This window comes from Micromonospora chokoriensis (genome assembly GCF_000718555.1).
Lineage (GTDB): Bacteria > Actinomycetota > Actinomycetes > Mycobacteriales > Micromonosporaceae > Micromonospora > Micromonospora chokoriensis_B.
This window is the reverse complement of record NZ_JOAN01000005.1, coordinates 39,826-64,212: the sequence shown is the minus strand read 5'-3', so window position 1 is coordinate 64,212 and position 24,387 is coordinate 39,826. Positions and strand designations below refer to the sequence as shown.

Here is a 24,387-nt window from a genome sequence, read left to right as displayed (position 1 = left end):
GACGTCCGTGAGCAGGGCGACGCCGGCCAATGGTCACTGGCCGAGTGCGTGACCATGGTCAACTGGTTCATCCGCAGGGTCTACCCAGGCGGCGTTTGGGTCACCAACGCCTCCGACGACCTACCCGTCGTCGGCCTCGGCGGAGTCGCCGGAGTGCGCTCCAGCCTGATCGCCGGCCCCGGCTGGGCCCAGGTACACGACCCGCAGGCACTCTGGAACACCCTGCAAGGGCAGGGCACTGGTGCGAGCGTTCTCCTTCTGGAGAGCCGCGGCGACGGCACTGACGGTCACGCACGGGTGTGGCACAACACCTCATCAGGCATACAGGGCGTCGACCCCCAATCCAACGGTCGCCGTATCCGAGAACTCCACGGCCCCGACCACGGCAACGGCACCGTACAAACCTGGGCGATCGTTCTCGACGCCCATGGCCGCGTGGTGGACCCGGCAGCCCTACCTGACGGCACATCGTGGGCCGGCCCCGAGTCGGCCCCGCCGGTACCGGCGTTGCTGGACGCCCCGATCAATCATGAGTTTGGTCGCTACGGCGACGAGGAGGAGAACCAGCAGGTACGCCTCGGCGCGATCGTCCCGAAGGGCGAGCTGCTGCTGACGAATGCGGACGGCAGCGTGCGGGTCGTCGCCGACATGGCTGGCTGGCTCTCTGACGGCCAGCGCTTTCACGGGAACCTGAACAGCTTCCCCCGTGGTCAGCGACCGCAGGTACACCTGGTGCCCGTGCCGGAGACCATCACGGCCCCCGCGGCGATTCTCGCAGGCGAGTCTGGCCGGACAGTGTCGGAGTTGGACGTTGACAGGCTCAGAATCCGGAACATCCTGAACGAGAGTCGGGGGGAGACGCTGGGTCAGCTCTTCAATGGGACCGACTTCGTGGTCAACCCGCGCTACGCGAACCTCACCGCCACGGCGCACCCGGCGGTCTTCCCCCGTGGAGACAACCTGTACGTGCAGGCGACGATGGGAGCGCCCGTCGACGCGATCGGCCCCGTGCTCGACACGGCCATGGCGGTGAGTCGGGTCGCGCCCGGGCCCGGTGTGGTCGTGAGAGGTGAACCGGAATCGTTGCCGTTGCTCCAAGCGGGGCGTCACTTCGGCGCAGAGATGGCTCGGCTCTACTCCGCCTCGCGCGGGTACCCCGTCCATGAGAACGCCGATGTCGAGATGCTCGCGGCGCTCGACGCCGACCTCGGCACGATCTACGGCAATCTCGCTCTCGCTCTCGCCCAGGCTGGAGTGTTTCCCCTCTGGTTCAGGAGTCGGCACCAGAAACAGATCCACGTCAAGGGGTACCTCGCGGTCGCCGCGCGCACCTCGTTGCCGGCCGTCCGGTCGGGGATGCCGCCTCACCTGCAGACATTCCTGTCGACGCAACGCGCGGCGGCCCACGACCGCGCCGCAGACGCGATGCGGCGGTCTTTCCCGACGCTAGCCCACGACATCAGGGAGATCGAGGGCTGGGATCGCAGCCGCGACAATCCGCTCTTCGACGTGGGACTCAATATCGTCCCCGGGATCGGCCCGATGTCCGGCGGCCGCTACCTCGACCAGCTACTTCAGGGCACGGATCCCGAGCTCACGCCCGAGGCCGTCTTCGGCGTCGGGGGCCCCCACCAGTTGGATCGCCGGGCACCCTACCCGCCCAGCATCCTCATCGAGATGAGGATGCTGGGCGCCGGTAACCAGACACCTGAGGAGTACGCGGCGATCAGGGAGCGGCTGGTCGCCGCCGCGCAGCGGGCTGACCGCATCTCCGAGTACCGCGCAACCTTGGCCAACACGCCCACGGGCCGAGCGATCGTTGCAGCGGTGCGGACTGCGGCCTCGGTTCCTCCGCCGCAACGGGGGCCTCTCGTCGACGCGATCCGCACGGCCGTCATCGCCCACCTGCGCCAGCGTCCAGGAGACGCCGCACGCCTTGCCGAGGTGCTCGCGCCCGCGGAACAGCGGTTGGGGTCACTCACGCCACCAGCGACGCTGAGAAATCCGGCGACCCAGCCGCGTCCGCCTTTCGGAGGCCCGCGTGGTGGTTCCCGTGCGTCAGGACCGCATCCAAGCGCGTCGCAGGGGGGTACGGGCTTCTTCCTCGGCCCGGACGACACGAGCACTGTCGACTTGCCCCCGGTGACGCTGACCACGAAGAAGGACGGAACCTGGTACGCCGACGGCGCCGAGGTGCAACTGCGCCGCGTCCCCGAACTCCGCAACGGTTGGGCGCTACTGCCCGATAACGAACTGAACCAGATAACCGGACGCGATGTCCTGCCCGACGTGACCAGCATCCCGGTAGCTGTGCACCCGGCCGGCGATGGCGTCCGCATCCCCGTACGGGACACCAACGGCGACACCCGCGAAGTCCGCATAACGGCCGAACAACTCGCCACCATCCTGACTAACGAGCTACCCGACATCACCACCCCCATCGCCCTGCTCTCCTGTTCCGCCGGCGCACTGCCACACGGCTTCGCCCAGCGCCTCGCCACCGCCACCGGACGGCACATCATCGCCCCCACCACCGACCTCTACCTCGACACCAGCAATGAACAACCTCAACTCGCCACGGTTGACGGCGAGAGTTGGGCCCTCTTCACACCCGACGGCACACCCTGGGACGTCATCAACGACGACATCAACGGCAAACGAACGCCCTTCGAAGGACTCACCGCCGTACCGTCGAAACCGACGGAGGTGTGGGTCGGGTCGACGGCTGCGACTGGTGGGTTGGTCACCTCCGGTGGGGAATCCCGGGTGCTGTTTGAGGCCGAGGGGCTCGGCGGCGACGGCTGGGATGTGATCAACGACCTACATGACTTTGAAGAATTCCGGGCGAGCACGGGTTCTGCTTCCCAGGACGGGCCGCGTTTGCCCGCAGCCGATGCGGTGCAGGAGAGCACCGTGGCCCAGAAGCCGCGTACGCCGGGGGATCGGGCCCGTGACCTTTTCGGTCCCACGCCCCACGACCGGACGGCACCGGTACGGCTTGACCCGGAAGAACTTGGTCACGTCGTGGACGACGTCGTTGACCTCGTCCGCGAGCAGGGCGACAGTGGTCCGTGGTCGCTGGCCGAGTGCGTCACCATGGTCAACTGGTTCAGGCACCGGGTCTACCCGAGCGGCGTCGGGGTCACCAACGCCTCCGATGACCTGCCCGTCGGCCTCGGCGGAGTCGCCGGAACACGCTCCAGCCTCATCGCCGGCCCCGGCTGGGCGAGGGTGGACGACCCGCAGGCGCTCCGGAACACCCTGCAGCGACATGGCCCCGGCGCGAGCGTTCTCCTCCTGGAAAGCCGCGGCGACGGCGCCATCGGTCACGCACGGGCATGGCATCACACCTCGGACGGTGTGTGGGGGGTTGACCCGCAGCGGGATGACCGTCGGGTCTATCCGCTCAACGATGACGGCGCGAGGAACCTGACGGGCCGGTGGGACGGCCCTGATGGTCGTGCCGGTGTCGTGGAGTCGTACGCGGTGGTGCTCGATGGCGATGGTCGGGTGGTGGATCCCTGGCGGCTCTCCGCGGATGAGTCGTGGGCGGCGCCGGAGTCAGAGTCGAGGCCGTCGTGGCTGATCGATGCCCCGACCAACCACCAGTTCGGCGCCCATGCGCAAGAGGTTGAAGTCCACAATGTGGCGGTCGTGCTCAGCGCCGGCAGGCCACTGCCGGAGAAGACGCTATTGGTGACCTCGAAGGATGGGCTTGTCCAGGTCCTGACGGACAACAAGAAGTTCCTGGTGGGGGCGGACGGTCTCTTCTACGCCTCCCGGCACAGCATGGCTGCCGCCGGTGTTTCGCCGCATCCGCAGCTCAGCAGGGAGCTGCACGCCTCGGTTTTGGAGATCAAGACGGTGCCGGGTGCGACGTTGACCGGGGAGGAGAATCAGCCGAGCGTCGCCGAGATCCAGTTGCGTGTGCGAGATGTCGTTCAGCGGCTGTGGAGAGCGCAGCCAGTAGTGGGGCTGAGGGACCGGCCCTCGACGGCACTGATGGACATCTTCCCTGACACGGACTATGACATCAGTCCCGCGCACCGTGATGTGAAGGCGGCCAGCTACCCTCGGTTCCATCCGGAACTGCCGTTCTACGCCCAGTTCACCGAGGATGTGCCGCTGGCGGGGGTCTACGGCTTCCTTGAGCACGTGGCAGCGAATGGTCGACCGATTGAGCCGGCCCAGACCTACCTGAACACCGCGATGCGGATTGGTAGAGACGCCGGCGCGCTCTTCATCGAACGGCAGACCGGGGTACGCCCATCCGATCAGGACATGCGACTGCTGGCGACGTCGGAGCCCGTCGCCTCGTTGATGGGCACAGTGGCTTTGGCCAGCATGACGGCAATGGCCGGGCTCGATTGGCAGAGCAACGGCCAGCACATCATGAAGGGCCGAATGTTGGTGGCCTCCCGCCACCCCCTGCAGGCGATGTGGAAGGAGCTCGATAGCGAGGTTCAGGGCTTCCTGCGGGAGCAGTCGGCCGACGTTCGTTCGATCTTCACGAGGCGATTCCTCGCAGCCGCACCGCGATTCCAGGCTGACTTCAACTCGAGGTACAACCGGCCCCAGCATGCCCCGATAGACGTTCTCTCGGTCATGCTGGTCGATGAGGAGCGTCCACAGGTGCGGATCGGCACCGTCGGGCAGGTGCTTGACGAGGTGCTCGACCCGTCGTCGCAGGGGCCGCGCATCCGGCCGAGCGCATTCGACATCGGCGAGGCGAGATCCGGCGACAGCCTCAGTCAGCGTGGCACGCCTCAGACGGGGCCATTGCCCCCGACCGTCGCGTTGGAAGCCCGCTACTACGGCACGCCGGACTGGCGGAATCAGGACCCGTCACTGGTCTCCTTCAGTGACTTCGACGGGTTCTCGCGCGACTCCCAGCAGCTACGCGAGTCGACCCAGAGGATCGATCTCGTCGCCAGCACCGCGCAGATGCTCGGTCGCGACCAGCGTGGACGCGCCGTCAACGCGGCGTTGGTGAACGTCGCCACCGCTGCTCCGGGACAGCGGCCGCAGCGGGTCGACGAACTGCGGACGGCCATCGCGCGCCATCTACAGGCATATCCTTGGACGTACCAGCAGACGGCGATGATGCTCGCCCCGATCTCGGCGCAACTGGGCGTTCAGCTCCTTCCCCCGCCGCCGACTAGCGCGAACCCCGCAGGTGGCCCACGCCGCAGTGGGCCCGGCGGCCCGCCGGCCGGCAGTGGATCCCGTGGTCGTCGCGGCGAACAGCAACCGGGCCACGCGGAGGAGCGCCGGCAGCGGCGTGCGGCGCCGTACACCACGACTCCGAGCGCCTCTTCATCGTCGGCCGGTCCGGCTCCCACGCTCCCCTCGCCTGGGGAATTGACTGGGGATGACGTGCAGGAGGTGAACCGGCGCCTGCGCCAGTTGGGGCTCCCGACGAGGAGCGAGACGCAGATCGCGGAGGCTTATGCCGATTTGCTGAAGGTGAGCCACCCACCGACGAATTCCCCGGGCCGGATTGCTTGGCTCGTTGACTTCATTAGTTCTGGCAAGGTGCCGCGGCTGTACGCCGGTAGCCCGCGCAATGCGGCGGATCACCGCTCCTCGGACCAGGCTGGCGCATCCGGCTCCCGGCCGGTCGCGTCGAGGCCCGGCAGCGGGCAACCATCCTCGGGGCTGGAATCCGAGTCCACCCCCCGGGCTGTCCTGGACGCCCCGACCGACCGTCGTTTCGGTGCCCCGCGCCGTAGCCGGCGTCCCGGAGGCACCGCCACGAACCCGACGATCCCGCCTGCGGGATCCACTCCGTCCCGATCTGTGGTTGAGGTGCCGCCGGACGGCTGGTGCATGCTCAACGCGGCGGTGCTCACCGCGCCTTCGCAGCTCGCGGCCATGTTGAGCCGGCCGGATCCCGCTTTTGATCCGAACAGCCGGACCGCCAGGGATGAGGCGGACCGTGATCTGCGTGCGGCCGAGTGGTTGACGAACGTGTCGGAGAAGGTGACCCTGCCCGGCGGGGCGGAGGAGGTAGCCAGGGACGGACAACTGCGCGACACGGTGGGGAGGGTGGCTCTCCGCCTGGCGCGGATGGTGCGCAACCCGGCGTCGTTCGGTCTCGATCCGGCGTCGTTCGGTGCGGTCGCGATCCGTAGCGCCCGCGCGGTCGCAGGTCAGGGTCAGAACGTGTACGGCCCGATCACCGAGGACGATCGCAAGCAGTTGGGGAAAGATGTCGCCAACTGGGGCAACACGTGGAACGGCGCGTACGGCGACGGGTACGGCGTCCTGCTCGCCGACGCGTTGGGTATGCGTCTGCTCGTCGGCACTACCGAGCGTCCGCAGGGATTCTTCCACCCCGATACGCAGGAACATCGTGGATCGGCAGAGGTGCTTCGCCTCTGGCAAAAGGACCCAACCCACTTCAACGGGTGGATCGACACCCCCGCAGGGCAGACAGCAGGGGTACGACCTGAGCCGCCTCGGCGTGGCGTCGCACCCGGCGATCGATTCATCGTCGACTTCCCGCCGATTAGCGAAGTGCCGTCCCCGACGGCTGGCGACTCCGATCTGATCGAGATGATCGAACAGTCCCGCAGCCTCGCCGCCGCGACGGCCGGTGAGGCCTTCATCGAAGAGATCGACGAAGATCCCCAGCCCGCCGGCCCCGGGGCCGCTGTGCCAGGTCGGTCGGTCCCGGGCCCGAGCCTGCCGGCTGGCCCGGCGCCGACCCAGCAGCCCACCAGCACGCGAGCGGTGCCGTGGTACGTCGCGCGCGGCGCCACGGGCGGGATGACCGTGCAGTCGGCTGGCTGGACGCGGCCCGACGAGGTCGCCGAGCGGATCGTGAACGCGCTGCCGGCCGCACCCCCGGATGGCAGCGTGGCGGACGGGTTTGTGCTGAGCCGGGGCGTGCGGACGCAGATCGAGGGCATGCTCCGGATCGAGTCCGCGCCCGGCGATCCCGCCGTGACCGAGGACGTCAGTGACGCTCCGGATTCCGTCACCAAGCAGATGACCAACGAGGCCAACACCGACAAGTGGGACGAGCTTCTGCGGGTCGGTTGGGTCGGCGACATCGATGGCCGGCTGGTGTGGATCAAGCCGAAGTTGCACGCCCCGACGCATCTCGACAAGTCCGACAAGGGTCCGAGGCGGTACGAGGTCGCCTTCGGATCGACGTCGACCGGCACCGAGGGTGAACGGTCGTCGCCGGGTGAGTGGACGCTGCTGCCGGACCTCCTGAAGGGACTCAAGGGCAGCAGTTACCTCACCTACGCGCCTGAGCTTGAGCTGGGGGGCGGGCGGTCGCAGTCCGGGGCCGAATCGCGTCGGATCATCTCCGGCCGCAAGCTCTTCATCAATGACACCGTCAAGTTCCGCAGTGGGGTCTCCTTTGAGGTCTACGTCGACGGAAAACCCTGGGGGAAGCCGGCACTCGTCGATGGCGACGAGGGCATGCTCGTCGTCAAGTTCCCGTCCCAGGACGTCACGCGCTCCTATGGCCCGAACGAGACCGCCCCACAGCAAGGGCCAGCCGGTGGTGCTGGGCCCGCGTCGGCCCACGAGGTCCTGAACGCGGTTGACTTCACCCCTGCCATGGCGCAGCTACAGCGGACGTTGCGTCAGGGCGAAGACGCCCTTCCTGCGGCTGCGGCGGCCGATGTTGTCAACCAGGTGAGCCACCAGCATCTCAACGAACGTGCCGCGCGCGGCCGGAGCCGGTGGCTGCTCAACGGTTCCGACACGTCGAGCCACCTGGTGGTGCAGACCGGTGAGCACAGCCCGCGCCATCCCTTCGGCAAGAGCTTCCAGGGCTATGTCGAGATCTCTCTCGTTCCGCGTCGTCTGCAACGGGTGGCCGAGATCGAAGGTGTGGGCATCCGTGACGACATCGGTGTGGTGCGGGGCTCCTCGACGAGTAGCGGTGTCGACACCTCCTACTCGGCCGACCTCCCGCATGTCTCGGTAAGTCGGATCGTCTCGCCGAGCATCCTCCGCTTCGGGGTCGGCGTGGGTCTTCCCGTGAAGTGGGGCACCTCGACGGCGCAGGAGATCAGCGCCGAGGGCATGAACCACACCGTCCTCTACCGGGAGGAAGCGCAGGTCCGTTACGCGGCGGATCTGGAGGTCCAGATCAGGGTCCACTCGTCCACCCACAACTTCAGCTACTCCGCGACAAGTACCAGAGGCGAGATCGGGGTGCCGGCCTCGGAGCAGGACGCCTTTGAGAACGCAATCCGTGGCAAGAGCTTCGACGAGACCAACGGGGTGCACTGGTACACGCCGATGACCCCGCCGAGCGTGGTGAGACCGCCCGCCCCGCTGCCACCGGCCGCGGTCGATCAGCAGCTCGGCCCTAAGCGTCCGGACGCGCCGCAGACACGTGTGCCGTTCCGGCCGGGCACCGCACCGCATCCGCAGGAGCCGCTGATCCTCGCGTCGCGGCGCGGTGACGGCCCGGGCACCACCGTCGGTCTCCCCGGTGCCGGCCCGGTCGCCGGGCACGTGTTGGTGGCGCTGCGCGACGCGGTCGGTGCCCGACACGGGTCGTCAGTCCGGGAATCTGACCTCGAGAGCGGACCGAAGACTGAGCCCGACGCGGAGTCCTGGGCGGCGGTGGGGCGTCAGGTCGGCCTCACCTACGGGCTGCCCGCACTCGAAGGTGACCCGGGTCGGCTCCGGACCGGCATCCGCAGCACCTTCACCATCGGCGGCCACGAGTACAAGGTCTTGGTCGTCGCGCACCCACGCGCTCTGGTCAGCACCCGCGAGTACCAGATGACGGTCAACAATCGGGCCCTGGCCTCGACGGGAATCAAGGCCGGCATCACCAAGGAACGTGAGATCGGCGTCGACCTCTCCGCCACCTTCCTCCTCAAGCCTCCGGGAGTCGCCCGCGCGCCGATCACCCCACACGTCGGGTACTCCTCGGAGAGCAGCAGCGAGCGAACCCACGCGCGAACGGTGAAGAGCTACCGGCGTACGGAGACTCTCGGCGCGGTGGTCGAGCACACCTACGAACTGGTCTACGAGATCGTCGTGCAACCCACGGGCGGCGAGCCGACGACGCGGCTGCACCACGGTAAGACCGTCCAACAGCAGGTCGTCGTGCCGAAGCCGCACCTACCGGCAAATCCGGTAGCCAAGGACGAGTTGGACAGCGTCAAAGTCGATTCGTTCGGCCCAGGGAGCAGGCGGGCTGAGCCATCGCAGCCGCCAGCAAACCAGGTCCGATTCGACACCAACGGTGTCTCCGGGGTGTACCCGCGCTTCCCGGAGCTGCCCGAACTCGAGTCCACTGCGGCGCGTCTCTACGGCACGCTGCACGGCCTGCCCGCCGACTGGCACCAGAACCCCCTCAACTGGCCCGAGCAGCTCATGTCGCTGGCGGTTCCCACCGAACTCGCCGCGAACTTCGCCGCCCTGACCAGATCCGGCACCAGCTGGACCCTCTTCCTCGGCGAGCGCGACGGGTGGAGCACGGCACTCGAGGTGTCGGCAGAGGTGTATGACGCGCAGCATCTGCGCGCCAGCGATGAGGTCGAGGTCGAGCAGTACTCGCAGGCGGTCACCCAATTCGAAGTCAGCGACGAATCGACGAGGTCGTTCTCGGCAGGCGTGGGTGTGGGCGGATACGCCACCCTGGGCGGCAACACGACGGACGAGACGTCCCTGACGTCGACCCTCGTCGGTGCGAGCGGGGTCGGGCACACCTCGTACGAGTGGGGTGACTCGAAGACCACGTCCTCCGGCAGCATGGACATCAGCCGTGCCACGTACAACAAGACCGTGCGTGGTTACCGCGCCGGGCTTGTCCGTTTCAAGGTACGGCTGGTGGCGACGCCGACTCGTACCACGGGCCGAATGCTCGGCGATCTCACTCGGGGGACGAACCCCTTCACGTCCACCGCGTCGCGGGAGCTCAGCGGAGTAGTGGATCTGCGAAACGGGCTGGAGTTCGAGGTTCCCGACCGGTTGGTCGACGAGCTCGGCCTGCAGACCGGAGAGGATGAGCGCGCACAGCCGCCGGCATCACCGCGACGGGTCGAGGTGGATCCGGCGCTCGGCCGGGCGGCGAGCCACCTGGAACGGCTGCAAGCTGACGAACCACTGGAGTTCATTCTCGGCACGCTCGTCGATCGCAAGATTCTCACCGACCAGCCGACCCCGCTGCGTGAGTCCCTCACCCGTACGTTCTCCTCCGAGGCGTTGGAGCTGCAGGCCTTCCAGCTGTTCAGCTCGGGCGTACAGGGTTGGTTCATGGTGCCCGGCGGGATGTGGGGAGCCGGTTATCTTCACGTTCAGGTCAAGGGTGAGTACGGTGCCCAGCAGCCGGGCCGGGCCCGCCCGGACGCGCGGCTGACCCTCCGTACCGAGGTGATCGGCTCTGTCGAGCGGAGCGGGTCGTCCGGCTCGTCAGTCGGCTTCTCGGGTGCCGCACGCGTTCGTGGAGCGGAGACGTCGACCGCCGGCGGAATGACATTCGCGCGCGGCAGCCTGGACCGTGGCACCGGAGTCTCGCAAGGGCAGGAGGAGAGCACCAAGGACATCTACCGCTACAACACCCCGGCAACGTACGAGCTGAACAACGCTGTCACCTTCACGGTCAAGCTGGACTATTCCCTCCAGCTTCCGATGAACGCGCAGCTGGCACCAGGTCTCGGCAGCACCCTGTCCCAGATCACCACGGGCCGTCCCGACAACATCGTGTGGTCCGTCGAGCCGCCGCCATTCCAGGGCGGCACCGCCCGTCGGCTGGTGCCGGAATACCTGACGAGGCCGGTCGACGAGCCAGGCCAGCGGTGGGAACCGCTGCTGCGGGTCGAACCGGACGACACCACGGCAACCCTGAACGAGCTGGTGTCCGGTGATACGTCGTTCATCCCGGTCAGCCTGACGGCGGCGCACGGTATCGACACGGCGGGGCTCAACCCCAAGGCGCCGGGGTGGGCCGGCCAGCGCCTGCGGTCTCCCAGCTTCACTCTCGGCGAGGTTCTCGTCGAGGCCGACCAGTTCACCGCTGAGTCGAACCTGCGGCCCCGGCTGCCGCAGCTACTCGCCCATCAATACCTGCTGCCCGACAGCAAGATCAGGCTGGGCATCGACCTCACCGACGCGTCGCAGCTCCTCGACGACCAGGGCAAACCCCTCACGGTCACCTTGAAGGGGCGCAGGTACAGCCAGGCGGACACCAAGCCGGCCGCCTCGTCCGACGCTGGGTCGGGCTGGCTGGTGGGGTTCGGCCCGGAGGTGGCAGATCCCGACGCGCACCTCAAGTACGGGGGGATCCGGTCCGGCTGGAAGGGCGGTCGCGACAGCGAGCGGGAGTCCACCGAGGAGCTGTCCGAGATCGTCGAACGCAATGAGGAGGAGCGCGCCGCCTACACCTACTACCGGTACCGGGCCACCCTGGTGGCGCACCTGCCCGATGGGCGGAGGGAGACCTTCGAGCCACGGGATGATTCCGGCGGCGGGTGGCTGTACGGGATGAGCAAGGTTCCATTCGACGCCCTGGTGCCGCCCGGCGACGAGATGCGGGACCGGTTCGCTGTCAATGATCATCAATTCTCGCCGGCCCGCCTCGAACAGGTGACGAACGACGCCCTGACCCGGGCAGGATCCTCGCCAAACGCGTCGGCCACGCTCGACGCCCTCGGCGAGGCGTGGTATCCGGCGGGGGTGTGGTCGAGCGCCGCGGTAGGCCAGGGGCCCCACACGGTGAGCGCCAACGACCGATGGTCTCGGCCGCCGTCGTGGGCAGCGGTTGTCGACCGGGTACGAGACGCGGGCCCAGGTGCCAGCGCCTTCGTCCGGCTCACCCCGTCAGATGGCTCCGCCGAGCCGCAGACGCTGGCGGTGTATCACGCCGCGGATGGTCAGATCCTCCTGGTCGACCCCGAAGAAACCGACCAACGGCAGCGGGTACGGCCGGTGCAGACCTGGAACCCGCGGACGCCACCGTCCACGGCTGAGGTGCTGGTGGTCGAGTCGTCGGGTGACCCGGTGCTCAAGAACGGGTGGCCGACGCATAGCGGCGATCTGCCGGCTGCGCAGGATCGGGCGTCGCAACGGGCGGGAGTTGGGGCGGGCGCGCTGGCCGGGCTGAGTGCCCTTGCTGAGGAGTTGTATCCGGCGGGTGTGTCACCCGTGCCTGTGCCGGCATCCGCTGGCGCGGGGCAGCGAAGCGAGGCGTTCACCAACGTTGAGCAGTGGAGTCGGACACCGTCCTGGTCGGCAGTCACCTCCGCACTGGAGGAAGCGGGGCCGGGCAGCACGGCGTTCGTCGTGTCGACTCGGCAGGACGGCAGCGAGTACAGCCTCGCCTTCCACCACACGTCGGACAACAGGACCGTCCGAGTTGAACTGCCCGACGCTCGTACCGGGACCACGCCGTCGGCGCCGCCAAGGTCTCCGGCTGCGGCGCGGGTGCTGGTGGTCGACCCCCTGGGTAAGCCGGTGGCGGGAGCATTCCCCTCGACCAGCGACTTCGTCGCCGGGACGTCGACGGTTCGTAATGATGCGGACGCGCAGCAGGCGTTCGACTGGCTTGACTCGGTGAATCTGGACGGGTCCGAGACGAACTGCGTCTTGACCGCTTTCACTTCCGACCTGTGTTTATTGGAGGATAGTTCGTTCGAGGCCCCGGCTGAATCCATACAGGATGAGGCTGATCTGGTTAATTATCAGCGGCAGACGCTGGAGTTGATCGATGGTGACAAGTCGCCGATTTTCCGGACGGATCCGGGTTCGATTCGCGAGGCGATGGGGTCGGCTGCGGATGGTGCGCGGGGCATTGTGTTGGTGCGTGCCTCGACGCCGGGTGGAGCGGTAACGACGGCGCACGCGTTCAACGTGATCCGGTATAAGGGTGAGGTGGTGTTCCTCGATGGGCAGCGGGGTGGGTTGGCCAAGCTGCCGGAGAGCTTCAACGAGTGGATTTTCCTGCCGCTGACCGAGGGCATCGACGTGTCCGCGAAATCGGATCTAGTCGCGCCGTCTGAGCTGGATGGTAAGGCCGGTGCCATCGGCCTGGAGGGCGAGGAGAACACCATCATTGTGTTCGCCCCCGGCAGGGAGCAGCCAATGAATGGAACCGTATTGGCGAGGAGGCATTCAGGTAGTCCCGGTGTTGACGCCGACTATGACCTTCAAGTCGCGCTGGACGAGCGCCAATACTTTTTGGACTATTCGGACGGTTTTCTGTATGAAGATAATTTCAAGGATGAGTTCGGATCGGCGAAACGCGATGGCGAGTGGCTAAACCTACCGATCCTTGAGACGATCACTTATCCGACGAGGGTTACATCGGGCGACGCGGGGAGGCCGGAATGGCCTGATGTCTATTCAGAATACCGGACCACCCTGTCGCGCACGGCCCAAGCCCCGCTGTACCGCCCGGAATCGCGATCGTCGTCGGGCCTACCAATTGAGCATGTCTATCGCAGCGAGGACGGTTGGGTAATCACCGAGCGAGGCAGGGGCGCGCAGTTGTTCGCGGCCTACCACACCGACCTCGTCTACGCGCAATGGAACGTCGGCGTTCCGCTCGACGATGGCCTGGGCTTCGTGTGGTGGCTGCTTGAAGGCGACCGTACCTTCAGGGCGGTGCCGCGGCAGCTCCTAGAGAATGGCTTAGAGTTTGGCCGGACGGTTACTGCTGCCTACCTCGGTGTCCAGCCTGGCGAGGTAGGTCAGTACTTGGATGTTCCTGGTGTCTCAGCGCTCTGGTCGTTCATGACGCATACGTATACGCACGTCGTAGTTGCAGCGGTTGGTATCCTCTATCACACTCCGGGCCTCGACAAGAACTTGCTTGCAGCGGGCATGCGGAACCCGCTTTCCTCGGTAAGGTCCGAATTGCCAATTGCGATTCGTCGTCACCTCGAAGTTGAAGCCGAAAGCATAAAAGCGGCTTTTGTCGCGCAATTTTCCGAGAACAGAAAAAGCCTTGATCGGACTATGTCCAGACAGGACGTGGGTGGTCTTAGCATTCTTCAGGTCGAGTTGATCGAATCCTCCCACCATGTTGGTGATTACCTCGACAATGCGCTTCTTGATAGGCCTGCCGCCTTTATCTCGCAACGCGCGGCGGTCGGGTTGAATTCGAACGACAACGAATTTGCCAGGCTCGACGACAATGATGGAAGAATGGAGAAATGTGTCGTCTACGAGATTCGAAATTTCCGAGATGTTGAAGTAACGCCCGACGCACTCGACGCTCATTGGCATGAGTTCGTCGACCATCTCCGCGAGCTTCGGGACAGGCGCAGAATGGCCACACGAGTGCCTCCGGTAGTTCAAGGAGTTGATCCGGGGCAACAGCCGTCGCCATCCGATGGGGTTGACGCGCTCACCGGCACCCTTGCCGGACTTGAGCTGCCGTCGATCGATGCTCCGCTTCGGACTGCTGGGTCGAGTCGGCTGCGTCGACCGTTGCCGCCACCACCCGCAGATCCGGTGCAACCGATGCTGCGGCCACCACCCGCAGATCCGATGCCGCCGCTGTCTGGGGGGTCGGTGCGGAGGCTGCCGCAGCCCCCCGGGGGGTCGGTGCGGAGGCTGCCGCAGCCCCCCGGGGGTTCGGTGGAACCGTCGTCGTCGCAGCCTGGGGTGCCTGTCGCGTCTGGCGCTGCCGTCGGCGGCGCCTCGACGACGGGTTCCTCGCTTCCTCAGCGCCGCGGTGGGGGTGGGTACACGCGACTGGCGCAGCAGGAGGCGCAGCAACGGCCGCAACTGCGGCCACTCCCGCATCCACTACCGCCTTACGCGCCGCACGACCAGGCAGTTGAGCCCGCTGATGGCGGGGTGACCGAACCCGTCGTCGGTGGCGTGGTCATCAACAGCGAGTTCGTGGCCGACGTGAACGAGCAACTGCGACGTTTCAACCCCGACCACCACCGCAACCGGAGTGCGCGGACGGTGACACGGCATGCCCAGTTGGCGTTCTCCGCGAGTCCGTTGTCCAGGCCCCACCGGGACCTGGTGTATTTGACCGCCTACTACATCGCGAGCGGCGGCGAGGTACCCAGACTGCTCGGCAGTAGCCGCCGTGCCGGCTCTGCGGAGCAGGTCCACAACCCCGACGGTCCTGTTGCTGGCTCGAGCCGGCAGGCCGCATCTGTATCCGCTGACCCTGGTGTCAGGTCCAGTGGTGTTCATGTCGAGGCGCGGGTCGACCCAGAGCCGGTCGACCGTATGCCGGCTGCGGGTTCGTCGGTCGTTCCGGGCCTTTCGGTGGCGTCGCCCGTCGAGCCGCTGCGGTCGGAGGGGGCGCCGAGGGTGAGTGGGCGTGGTGACGCCGCTGACGATGATGGTGTTGGGTCCAGCGGCCCAGATGGCGACTCCAGCCTTCGTGCTGCGAACGAGTCGGGGGTCATGCGGCATGGGCGTGAACCGGTTCGAATGTCGCCCGATGATCTTAACGATCTTGTTGATGAGGTCGTCGGTGAACGTAGTGTGATGGATGCACTTCTGTTGCCGGACTGTGTGAGCCTGGTTAATCGATTTTCCCGCGCGGTCTATCGGGGCGGGGTCAGGCCGGCAAGGGCGGTTGATGACACGGCGGTGGGTCAGGGTGGCGTTGCCGGCGTGCGGGCAGGGATCATTGCGGGTCCTGGTTGGTATCGGGCTGACTCGGCTAGTGCTCTCTCCACTGTGGCGCACGGGGCCAAAGTGGGGGCCACTGTCTTGGTCATGGTCAGTCGAGATCGGGGCCGAACCGGGCACGTCCTTGCCGCGCACCACACCACGGACGGCGTTCGTTGGGCTGATCCGCAGCGGCTCTCGGAGAATCGAAGCCGTACGACCAGCGACGTGGTGCCGAAGCTGATCAGCCAAGCGGTCGACATTCGGTTCGTTGTGCTCGACTCGTATGGTCAGGTCGTTACGGTCGATCACCCTGATCTGGGTGAGGTAGTGGCTAGGGGGACGCGGCCCGAGTCCAGTTCCCTCGAATCGGCCGTGATTGACGCGCCGATCAATCACGACTTCGGCTACGGGGCGCCCGAGCTTGAGCTACATGACGTGGAGGTGGAGCGGGTCAACCAGGGTCAGGCTCAGGGGGATGAGATGCTGCGTACCAGCGACGGGCTGGTACGAGTCAAGGTCGACGCTGCGCGCCACTATTACGGGTCGGACGGAAAGTGGTATCTCGATCCCGAGAAGGCGCCCAGTGGCGTCCAGACATCCAAGGCCCGTAGTAGGAGCTTGTTCATTCCCGAGATCGTGGCAGCGCCGTGGGAGATGCTGACCGGTGAGCGGGCTCAGGGTGCGGAGTTGATCAGGCAGCATATATACCGGATTCGACAAATGTTCTTGGGGGCGAGGAATGTCTCGCTGGGGAATCTGTTCCCTGGGCCGGACTTTATAGTAGCGCCGGGCGCTAGGGACTGGAATATTAATTCCTGGCGGCACATCTTCCCGGATGCCGACACGATCTTTCAGCAGATCAGCGTAGGCATCCCGGCGCATAACATCATCGGTACCCTTGTTGCAATCACGCCTATGATTCGTTCTGGCGCGGGGCTGGACGTGGTCCGGCCTGCGATGGGATTCGCCTCCGAGGTGACCGCGATGTTCCTGAATAGCGGCGATAGCGAGGTCGTCCGCACCCTCTCGTACTTCGACAAGGACACCAGTCTGATATCGGGGGTGCTGGCGCTCGGATTCATTCAGACAGCGGCGATCCCGTTGTGGTGGTCTCGTGGCCGTGGCGAAGGAGGGATCCCGAAGGCATTCCTCACGGTTGCCTCCCGAGTCTCTCTCCGTGCTCTTCGCGATCGACTGCCGGAGCGAGCCAGGAGCTGGCTGTCTGAGAACCGAGCCTCGGTTCAGGCAGCGTTTACGCGCCACCTGTCGCAACATCCGTATCTGCAGGGCAATGAACAGCGCCATCTTGATACGTATCTTCGCGAGCGGAAGGGGCTCCCAGACGAGCCGGAGGCGACCAACCCACCAAGACGTCGAACGGTGTTTGCTTGGCAATTCCTCGATCAGTTGCTGATCGGTGGAGAAGAGCTGAGGCAGATCGATGTGTTGGACGTGGCTGATGCCACTGACATGCCTGACCGCCCCAACGAATCGCCGCTGATCCCGGTCGAGTTCCGACAGATCGGCCCACGCCACACGAGCTGGGAGAAGCACAACGAAGACATGAATAAAATCGTCACACACGTGCGCAATGCGGACGCACACGCTGGCGCCATGGTCGCGTATGCGGGGACGCAAATCGGCGGCAGATTTGTGGACGCGCTACGTGACGTGGTGCTTGCCGCCGGCCCGGTGGACAGTTCCGCGACAATGCCCCGCGTGTTGAGCATGACCCCGGAGGTGAACCGACTCGCCCTCGCGGTCCGGGACTTCCTGGCCAGGAACCCTCTTCACCGCGGGAACATCGAGAAGTACCTACAACAAGTTGGCGGGCGCATCAAGCAACCGCTGATTGACGTGATGCCGCAACCCGGGTCCTCGGTCGCCCCGCCGTCGCAACCCACGCCGGGCCGGGGCGGCACGGCCTCGCAGCGGGCTGATCCTCCGCGGGGGCCGCAGCGCACAGCGCCGCAAAGATCAACGAGTGGAACGGCTGCCACTGTGCCCTCTCGCTCGACTCCCGCTGCTCCGGGAGGCTCCGGGGGCAGGGGCTTCACCCTGGGCGACCCGGGCACGAGCGGCGCCGAGCTTCCTACCGTCTCTGATCTGCGGGCGAGCAGGGACGGAACCTGGTTCGCCGACGGGGCCGAAGTGCTGTTGCGCGAGGTGCCAGGCTTGCGCGACGGGTGGGCGTTGCTCGCTGAGAGTGAGCTGGCCCAGGTGGTCGGACGCGACGTGGTCCGCGAGGGCAAGAGCGTCCCGGTGGCGGTGCATCCGGCCGGTGCGGCGGTCCGCGTCCCCGTGCGGGATCCGGACGGCGAAATCTACGACGTCAGCATGACCGCCGAGCAGTTGGCTTACATCCTGGCGGAGCGATTGCCTGTCGGGACGTCGGTGGCGTTGCTCTCTTGCTCCGCCGGCGCGCTGCCGCAGGGCTTCGCACAGCAGTTCGCTATCGCTGCGAATCGGAACGTGCTCGCCCCGGTGACGGACCTGTTCGTCGACGTGGCCGGCGAGCAGATCGAAGTGTTGACCATGGGCGGGGAGAGTTGGCTGCTCTTCACTCCGGACGGATCGCCCTGGGACGTCATCAACGACGAGGTCGAGGGCAAGGTGCGGGCCTTCGACGGCTTGGTCGCGGTGCCGACGAGGCTCACGTCGGACACCGACGTCCACATCGACGACCCGAAGCACATCCCGGCCAAGCCTGATGGCCAGACGCGGTTGCCGGAATCGGCCGAACCTGTCGTGGATGCGGTTCGGGAGGATATCACTGTTCAACGGTCGGCGGGCGAAGTCAGCGCTGGAGTTGCTTCTGTCGTCGACTTGGACCACGAGTACGGGATGGTGGTCAAGCCGAAGTTGGTCAAACCGACCGAGGTTGGTGACGGGCCAGTGCGTTTGAATCCCGTGTGGTATCGGCTTGATGATTTCCCGCGAGCGTTCCTGGAGCGGAAGGATGCGCGTTGGCATTACGCGGTTGACGAGGACGGCGAGATTCGGATCGGGACTGAGGAGATCCGTACGGTCGTTGACGACGCCGAGTGGGAGCAGTTGTTGGCCGGTATGCGGGAGCATGACGACCAGTTGACGCTGGAGGAGTTGAAGGCGTCATTGGATGGTCAGGGTCACCCCACGATCGCTGCGAGTTTCCTCGACGAGGGCGGCGTCAGCGTCTCATCGGCTCGAATCAGTGGCGAGTTTCACTGGAACGCGACCCGCGGGCAGTGGGAGGTCGATGACAAATCGGGTCGGTATATGAGTAAGAAGGTCCGGCCGGATGTTCACGAGGACGATGTGTCTCGCTGGCTGGGCAATGTTGCTCGGCGAATGAGTGACGGACTCGGCGTGGAGGTGGCGCCGGTGACGCACAAGCACGCCAAGCCCGCCCCTGCTCCCGCGCCCCCGGTCGAGCCGGTTGCGGAGCCGTTGGTTACCCCGCTGACGGTCGCGTCTGAAACGTCGAGGGCCGCTGTTTCCCCGCCGCTCGGGAAGCGCCGAGCCGACCCCTCGGCCGTTGTCAGTGACCGACCTGGGCTCGCATCGACTCCAGTCGTGGGCTCGGCAGTGCAGCCGCCACCCCCGCCCCTGCCATCAGACAGGGCGGGCCTGACGGTCAAGGACGCGGCCCTCGTCGAGTCGGTCGACGCTGAATTCGTCGCGGAAGTGGAGGCTGACCTTCCGAAGCCCTACCACGGCGGCAAGTTGGACGTGCAGACGGTGCAGAAGTATCTCACCGAGATGCTGCCCGCGAATCCGGGTGCTCCCAGGACGCCTCGCAAGGCATTGGCGTTTTCGACCGCGCACTACATCGCACTCGGGGGGGTTCCGCGGATTCGCGGTGGTAACCCGCGCGGCAGCGGCAGCGGTCAGTCGTCGCAGGGGAGCTCTGCTTCCCAATCATCGGATCACTTTGACTCGTCTGAGCTTCAGGCGAGGGACCGGGAGTTGGATTTTCGGTTCGGTGACCTGGAAGGTCCTACGGAGATAAAAGCCATGGAGCGTGATGCCAGCGGCGAGGTTCGGATTAATCCGTTCTTTTCGGTCGCCCTCTCTGATCTATCGCCATCGGATATCCTTGCTCACCCCCACGCCAGCTGGACGTTTGTCGTTGGTGGGGACGGCGTGATCCGCGTCGGGTCGGAGGCGCCGGAGGAGTTGCTTGGCGGTGCGAGTTTCGAGCAGCTCTTAGCCCGGATGCGGCAATTTGATCCGAGGGTGACCGCGGACCAACTGCGTGTTGGGCACCCGACTGTCAGCGTTGAGTTCGACGATGAAGGCCGGACCATAGTCAGTCCAGCCCGTCTCGCTGGTGAGCTGAGTTATGACCAGTTCGACGGTCGGTGGGTCCTCAACAGCCAGTCCGGCCGCTACATGTCCAGCTCAGTGCGGGATGACGCACTGCTGCGGGACGTGCAATGGTGGCTGTCGAACGCCGCTGCTGCTTTCAGCGACCACTTGGGCGTACAAGTTCACCCAATACCGACCGAGTCGGATTTCACGGACCTGTCGCCCAGTCCCGAGGACCGGGCCCGGTACGTGCAGCGTCAGGCGGAAACAATCGCCGCCCGGTATCCCGGCGCGTCCGAGGCTGACCGGGCCGAGATCGCCAGGGCCGCAGCGGGTGTGTTGGCTGACTTCGACGCACCGGTGAGTGAGGCGCTACAGGCCGCAGCGACGCGGGCGCACCAGCTCGGGGTGCCCGCGATGCCGGAACCTTTGTCGTCGGTGGCACCTTCCCCGGCCGACGATGCCTACTTCCGCTACGGGCAACGCCAGCTGGCGACAGCTCGCGCATATCTCGATGTCGCATCCGTTCGGCAACGCCAGAACCAGCTCCGGCGCGCGAGATTCGGGGGCGGTATTCCCGGCGATCCCGCGTCGGAGGACCTGTGGTTGCGGCAAGCTACGGCGTCGCTCTTTCTGAGCTTGCCGCCGGGGGAGGTGTTCGGCGATGTGATGTACAGGAATTCAGACCTGCATGAGCTTGCGTTGGCCGCCGGTGATGTGACCAGCTCCGTCGTGGAGTCGGAAGACGGCCTGGCAACGCCGCAACGGGGGTATATCCAGGTCCCTGCTGGGGATGTGCCGGTCAGTGGAGGGGTGTTGACTGTGCCCGGCGCGCTGGTCGCCATGACGCGGCGACCGACGCCCAGACCAGGCCAGGTGGTGCTTGAGTTGCACGTCGGATCCGCCCTGGAGAGCAACCTCCGTGGGGGTAGCCTGCTGATCCTGCCGGACACTCCATTCGCAGTGGTTGCGACTCAACGGAGTGGGACAGTCCTCACTGAGGTACCCGGACCATACGTCGTGTCGTCGGGAAGCCCCGCTGTCTACCGAACCGCTCGCTTGCTGGACATCGGGGATCCCTTCGCGGGGCAGCAGATCCAGCTTCCGGCTATGCACTTCTATGGAGGAAAGGAGGATCTGGCACCGGGTGATGACAATCTGACGCTTGTCGTGCGCCCGTTGACACCACTGCCTGAGGGGCCGGGACCCTTCTCGCTGGACCCACGCGCCAGCTACCAGGTTAGGGCCGTCGAGTGGGACGAGGACGATGGCCGGGTAACGGTCGAGCTGTTGGAAGTGACCCGCTCAGCGCGCGCTGCACGCGCCGGCCAGCCGACTGCCGTTGCGGGACTGCCGATTCGAGCCGACGGACCCTTGCCCTTGGCTGAGGTCCGAGTGGCGCAGGACGCGGCCCTGTTGACGGCGCGGCAAACCACCCGGCTGCGCTGGCAGGGATGGCGATTGGTGCCCTCGTCATTGCTGGTCGAGGACGATCTGGACTCGGTGCTGAACGCTGCGATCGCGGATTTCGACGATGTCAGCGACCATCGGGAATTCCTGCGCGATCGCATCGCTGACGAGGACGGTGTGACGCCCGAGGCGCTTGGGTTGCCGCTGGACGCTGATCTGGTCGCGATGCTGGATGGGCCGGAGGCATCGGAGCTGACACCGCCCCTGATCGCCCTCTACCGTTCGCGCCGAGTGGCGGTCGTTCGTCCGGATGGGTCTCTGATCCGGTTTGGCGAATCCCAGAATCCCGAAGCGCCGTGGGTGGTGTTGGTCCAGACTTCGCGAGGGCTGCGGCCAGCGTTGGTGGAGGGCAGCGTAGTGGCTGCTGAGCCGGGGAGCGTGGAGTCGTACCAACCGCGTGCGCAGATGTCGGATCCGGTGCTGGTGCGGGACGCGTTCGAGGTAGGCGAGGAGACGGTGCAGAACGTCAACCAGCATCTGGCTGACCTGCACCATCCGGCGGTGAGTCCGGCCCGGATCGTGCAGGCGCGGATGGAGATGCAGGAGTTCGAGGTTCTTCCGACCAGCCCTGCGCAGCTGAGCAGGTCGATCGCCGAACATATCCACGGTGGGGGTGTCGACTCCGGCCTCCGGGCTGGGAAACAGTCAGCGGATGGGCTGCATGTGCGATCGGGGTCGCGATCTCTGCCGTATCGGATGGCAGGCCCCGAGCAGTCTCAGACGCAGCTGATCGCAGCGGATGAGAGGCAACATTCCTCAGGGCGGGACCGAACCTCCACGGTGAGTTGGCATGCGGAGCAGACTGAGTTCGCCCGGCAACGTGGCCTGATGTCCCCGCTGCCCTCAGGTCGGGTGGCAGCCAGTTCAGCAACGCCGACTCCTGCCACCAGCGGATCGTCCGGATCAGACCGGCCAGCCGGAACGCGGACGACGGTCGTCACGGCTCGTGACGTCCAGTCCATGCGGATGGTAGAGGTTGAGGTGCCGGCCGATCTCGCGGATGCGCTTGACCGGCTACCAGACTGGGACGGGTCGACGCCCGACTGTCTGACGCGTGTACACAGTGTGCTGACCAACGCAGGGGTGGGTTCGCGGTATGGGATGGACGACTCCCCGCCCCAGGTGACTGACTTGGCGGTGCGCCTGGGCGGGAGGTTCCAGGCGGGCACCGCCGATGACCTCCTCAGCATGCCATCAGGGGCGTTCTCGCTAGCCTGGGTGCGGCGGCCCGGCCGACCCCAACACGTCGTGATCGTCTATCGCCCGCCGGCCAGCGCTCCGGAGTTGGATGGCGGCCTGCTGGTGATCGAGACGCAGAGCAGTGGCGCGGTGCCGAGGTACAGATTGTTCTGGCCGGCGGAGCGCCCGCAGTTGGGGACAGCAGACGTTAGCGGGCTGGGTGGCCCGTTACGATTGCCGACCAGCGAAGGCCGCCTGCTCTATGTGAGCGGTGCCGATGAGATCGCAGCGGGCGGGCCGGTGTTGCAGGATAGTGCTGCGGACGCTCTCGTGGATCCGGCGGCAACGACCGGGGTCGGCGCGGTCGGGTTTGAGATCGAGGCCGAGGTGTTCGTCAAGGAGCCCGGCGACAGGTTGAAGCACCTGCCATCAAGAACCGTGCTTGCTACCTCCGTCGAAGGTATAGAGATCGTCATTGACAAACGTGGCTACAAGTGGGACGGCTATCGGTTCCTTCAGCGTGGGTCGGAAGGTGGCCAGGGGGTGACTCTGCCGATTCTGGAGGTGGTCTCTCCGCCGCTGGCGACAGTCAACGGTGAGGCGAGCCGGTTGAGTCTTGACCATTTCCGTGAACGCCTGGACGGCTTGTTTCGTGATCTCGAATCAGTTCCCGTCTTCCAGCGTGGATCGGCTGGCGTGCGGCTGGTCGACGTGATAAACGCCGGGTCTGGCTGGAGTTTTCCCAGCGATGGGAGCGTCGAGCAGCTCGAGATCTGGCGCCCGATCGACACTCCTTCGCCCTATTACTTGCAGGCGACAGTGGGAGTTCCGGTCGTCGCGCTTGATTCGTTCCTGGACTCCCTGGCCCAGGAAGGCCGTACCTCGTGGGATGATCAGATGCAGCGAATGGCGACTGGCCGCGCAATGGGAGCGCGGGTGGCGAGGCACTACGTAGAAGCTAGCGGGCGCCGGATTTCGGACCGCGATGCGGACGTGCTGGCGGGTGTGCGTGGCGTTGCTCAGGTTCGTGGGTACGTGGCGATGCTGTATACGCAGTTGGCTGCCCGCACAGCCGGCAATCCGAATGCTCCGGCCCTCACGAAGAACCAAACCGCTGTCGCGCTCAGGAATCCCATCAGCGTGGTGCGAGAGTCCTTGTCACCCGAGGTTAAGAATTACCTGAGCGCTCAGGGGGCCAGTATCGCGACGCGGATGGTGAAAAAATTGCTGGTGGATGAGGGAATCGTCAAAGATCAAGAAAGGTCGAGAGCGATCTTGGCGGATCCATCCATTCAGCTGATATTCAAAGCCAGCTTCGGCGTCGACGGCGACTTCCTCGACCCGCAAGACTTGACCGGCGTCAACCGTGAGCCGGGCCTGTACGGCGAATTGGACACCGGCAATAGCGACGCCGTTCCGCTCGTCTTGCTCGAAGTCCGGTCGGTTGGTTGGGGCATCAAGAACAAGGACGAAGTCTGGGATGGTGTTCTGGATATGCACCAGCTCGCACAGGGCACCTACTCGGGAGCTGCCCGAGCAATGCTCGACCCGCGTCCCGACGCCGAACTCATCAACGAGATCCTGAACGCTCCTCTGGTGCGGTTGGTGCTGCCCTCGTTGTCTGAGATCGAGGCTGTTGTCGAGCGGCTTCCAGAAAACGAGAAAGCGGCCGCAGCCCAATTGGTCAACGACTTGCCCGACCTGCGGCGTCACCTCGGGCTGGCGGTGACGGACCCCGACGACCGGGCGGCTAAGCAGGGCCTGCAGCGGCATCTGCGAGGGCTGATCAACCAGCTGCAACAACTAGAGAGGCAGGTTGGGTCGCGCGAAGATGCGGCGCGGCTCGCTCGGCTGAGGGCGGGGCTGAGCACTATCTAG

General features: G+C 66.0%; 1 protein-coding gene (only partly in view). It reads left to right on the top strand.

The window, feature by feature from the left end:
• Nucleotides 1-24,387 carry the 3' portion of a toxin glutamine deamidase domain-containing protein gene (locus IF46_RS32380; protein WP_036391511.1) on the top strand. It extends 10,989 nt beyond the left edge of the window, so the window shows 24,387 of its 35,376 coding nt (coding positions 10,990-35,376); its start codon lies beyond the left edge, outside the window; the stop codon is at nucleotides 24,385-24,387.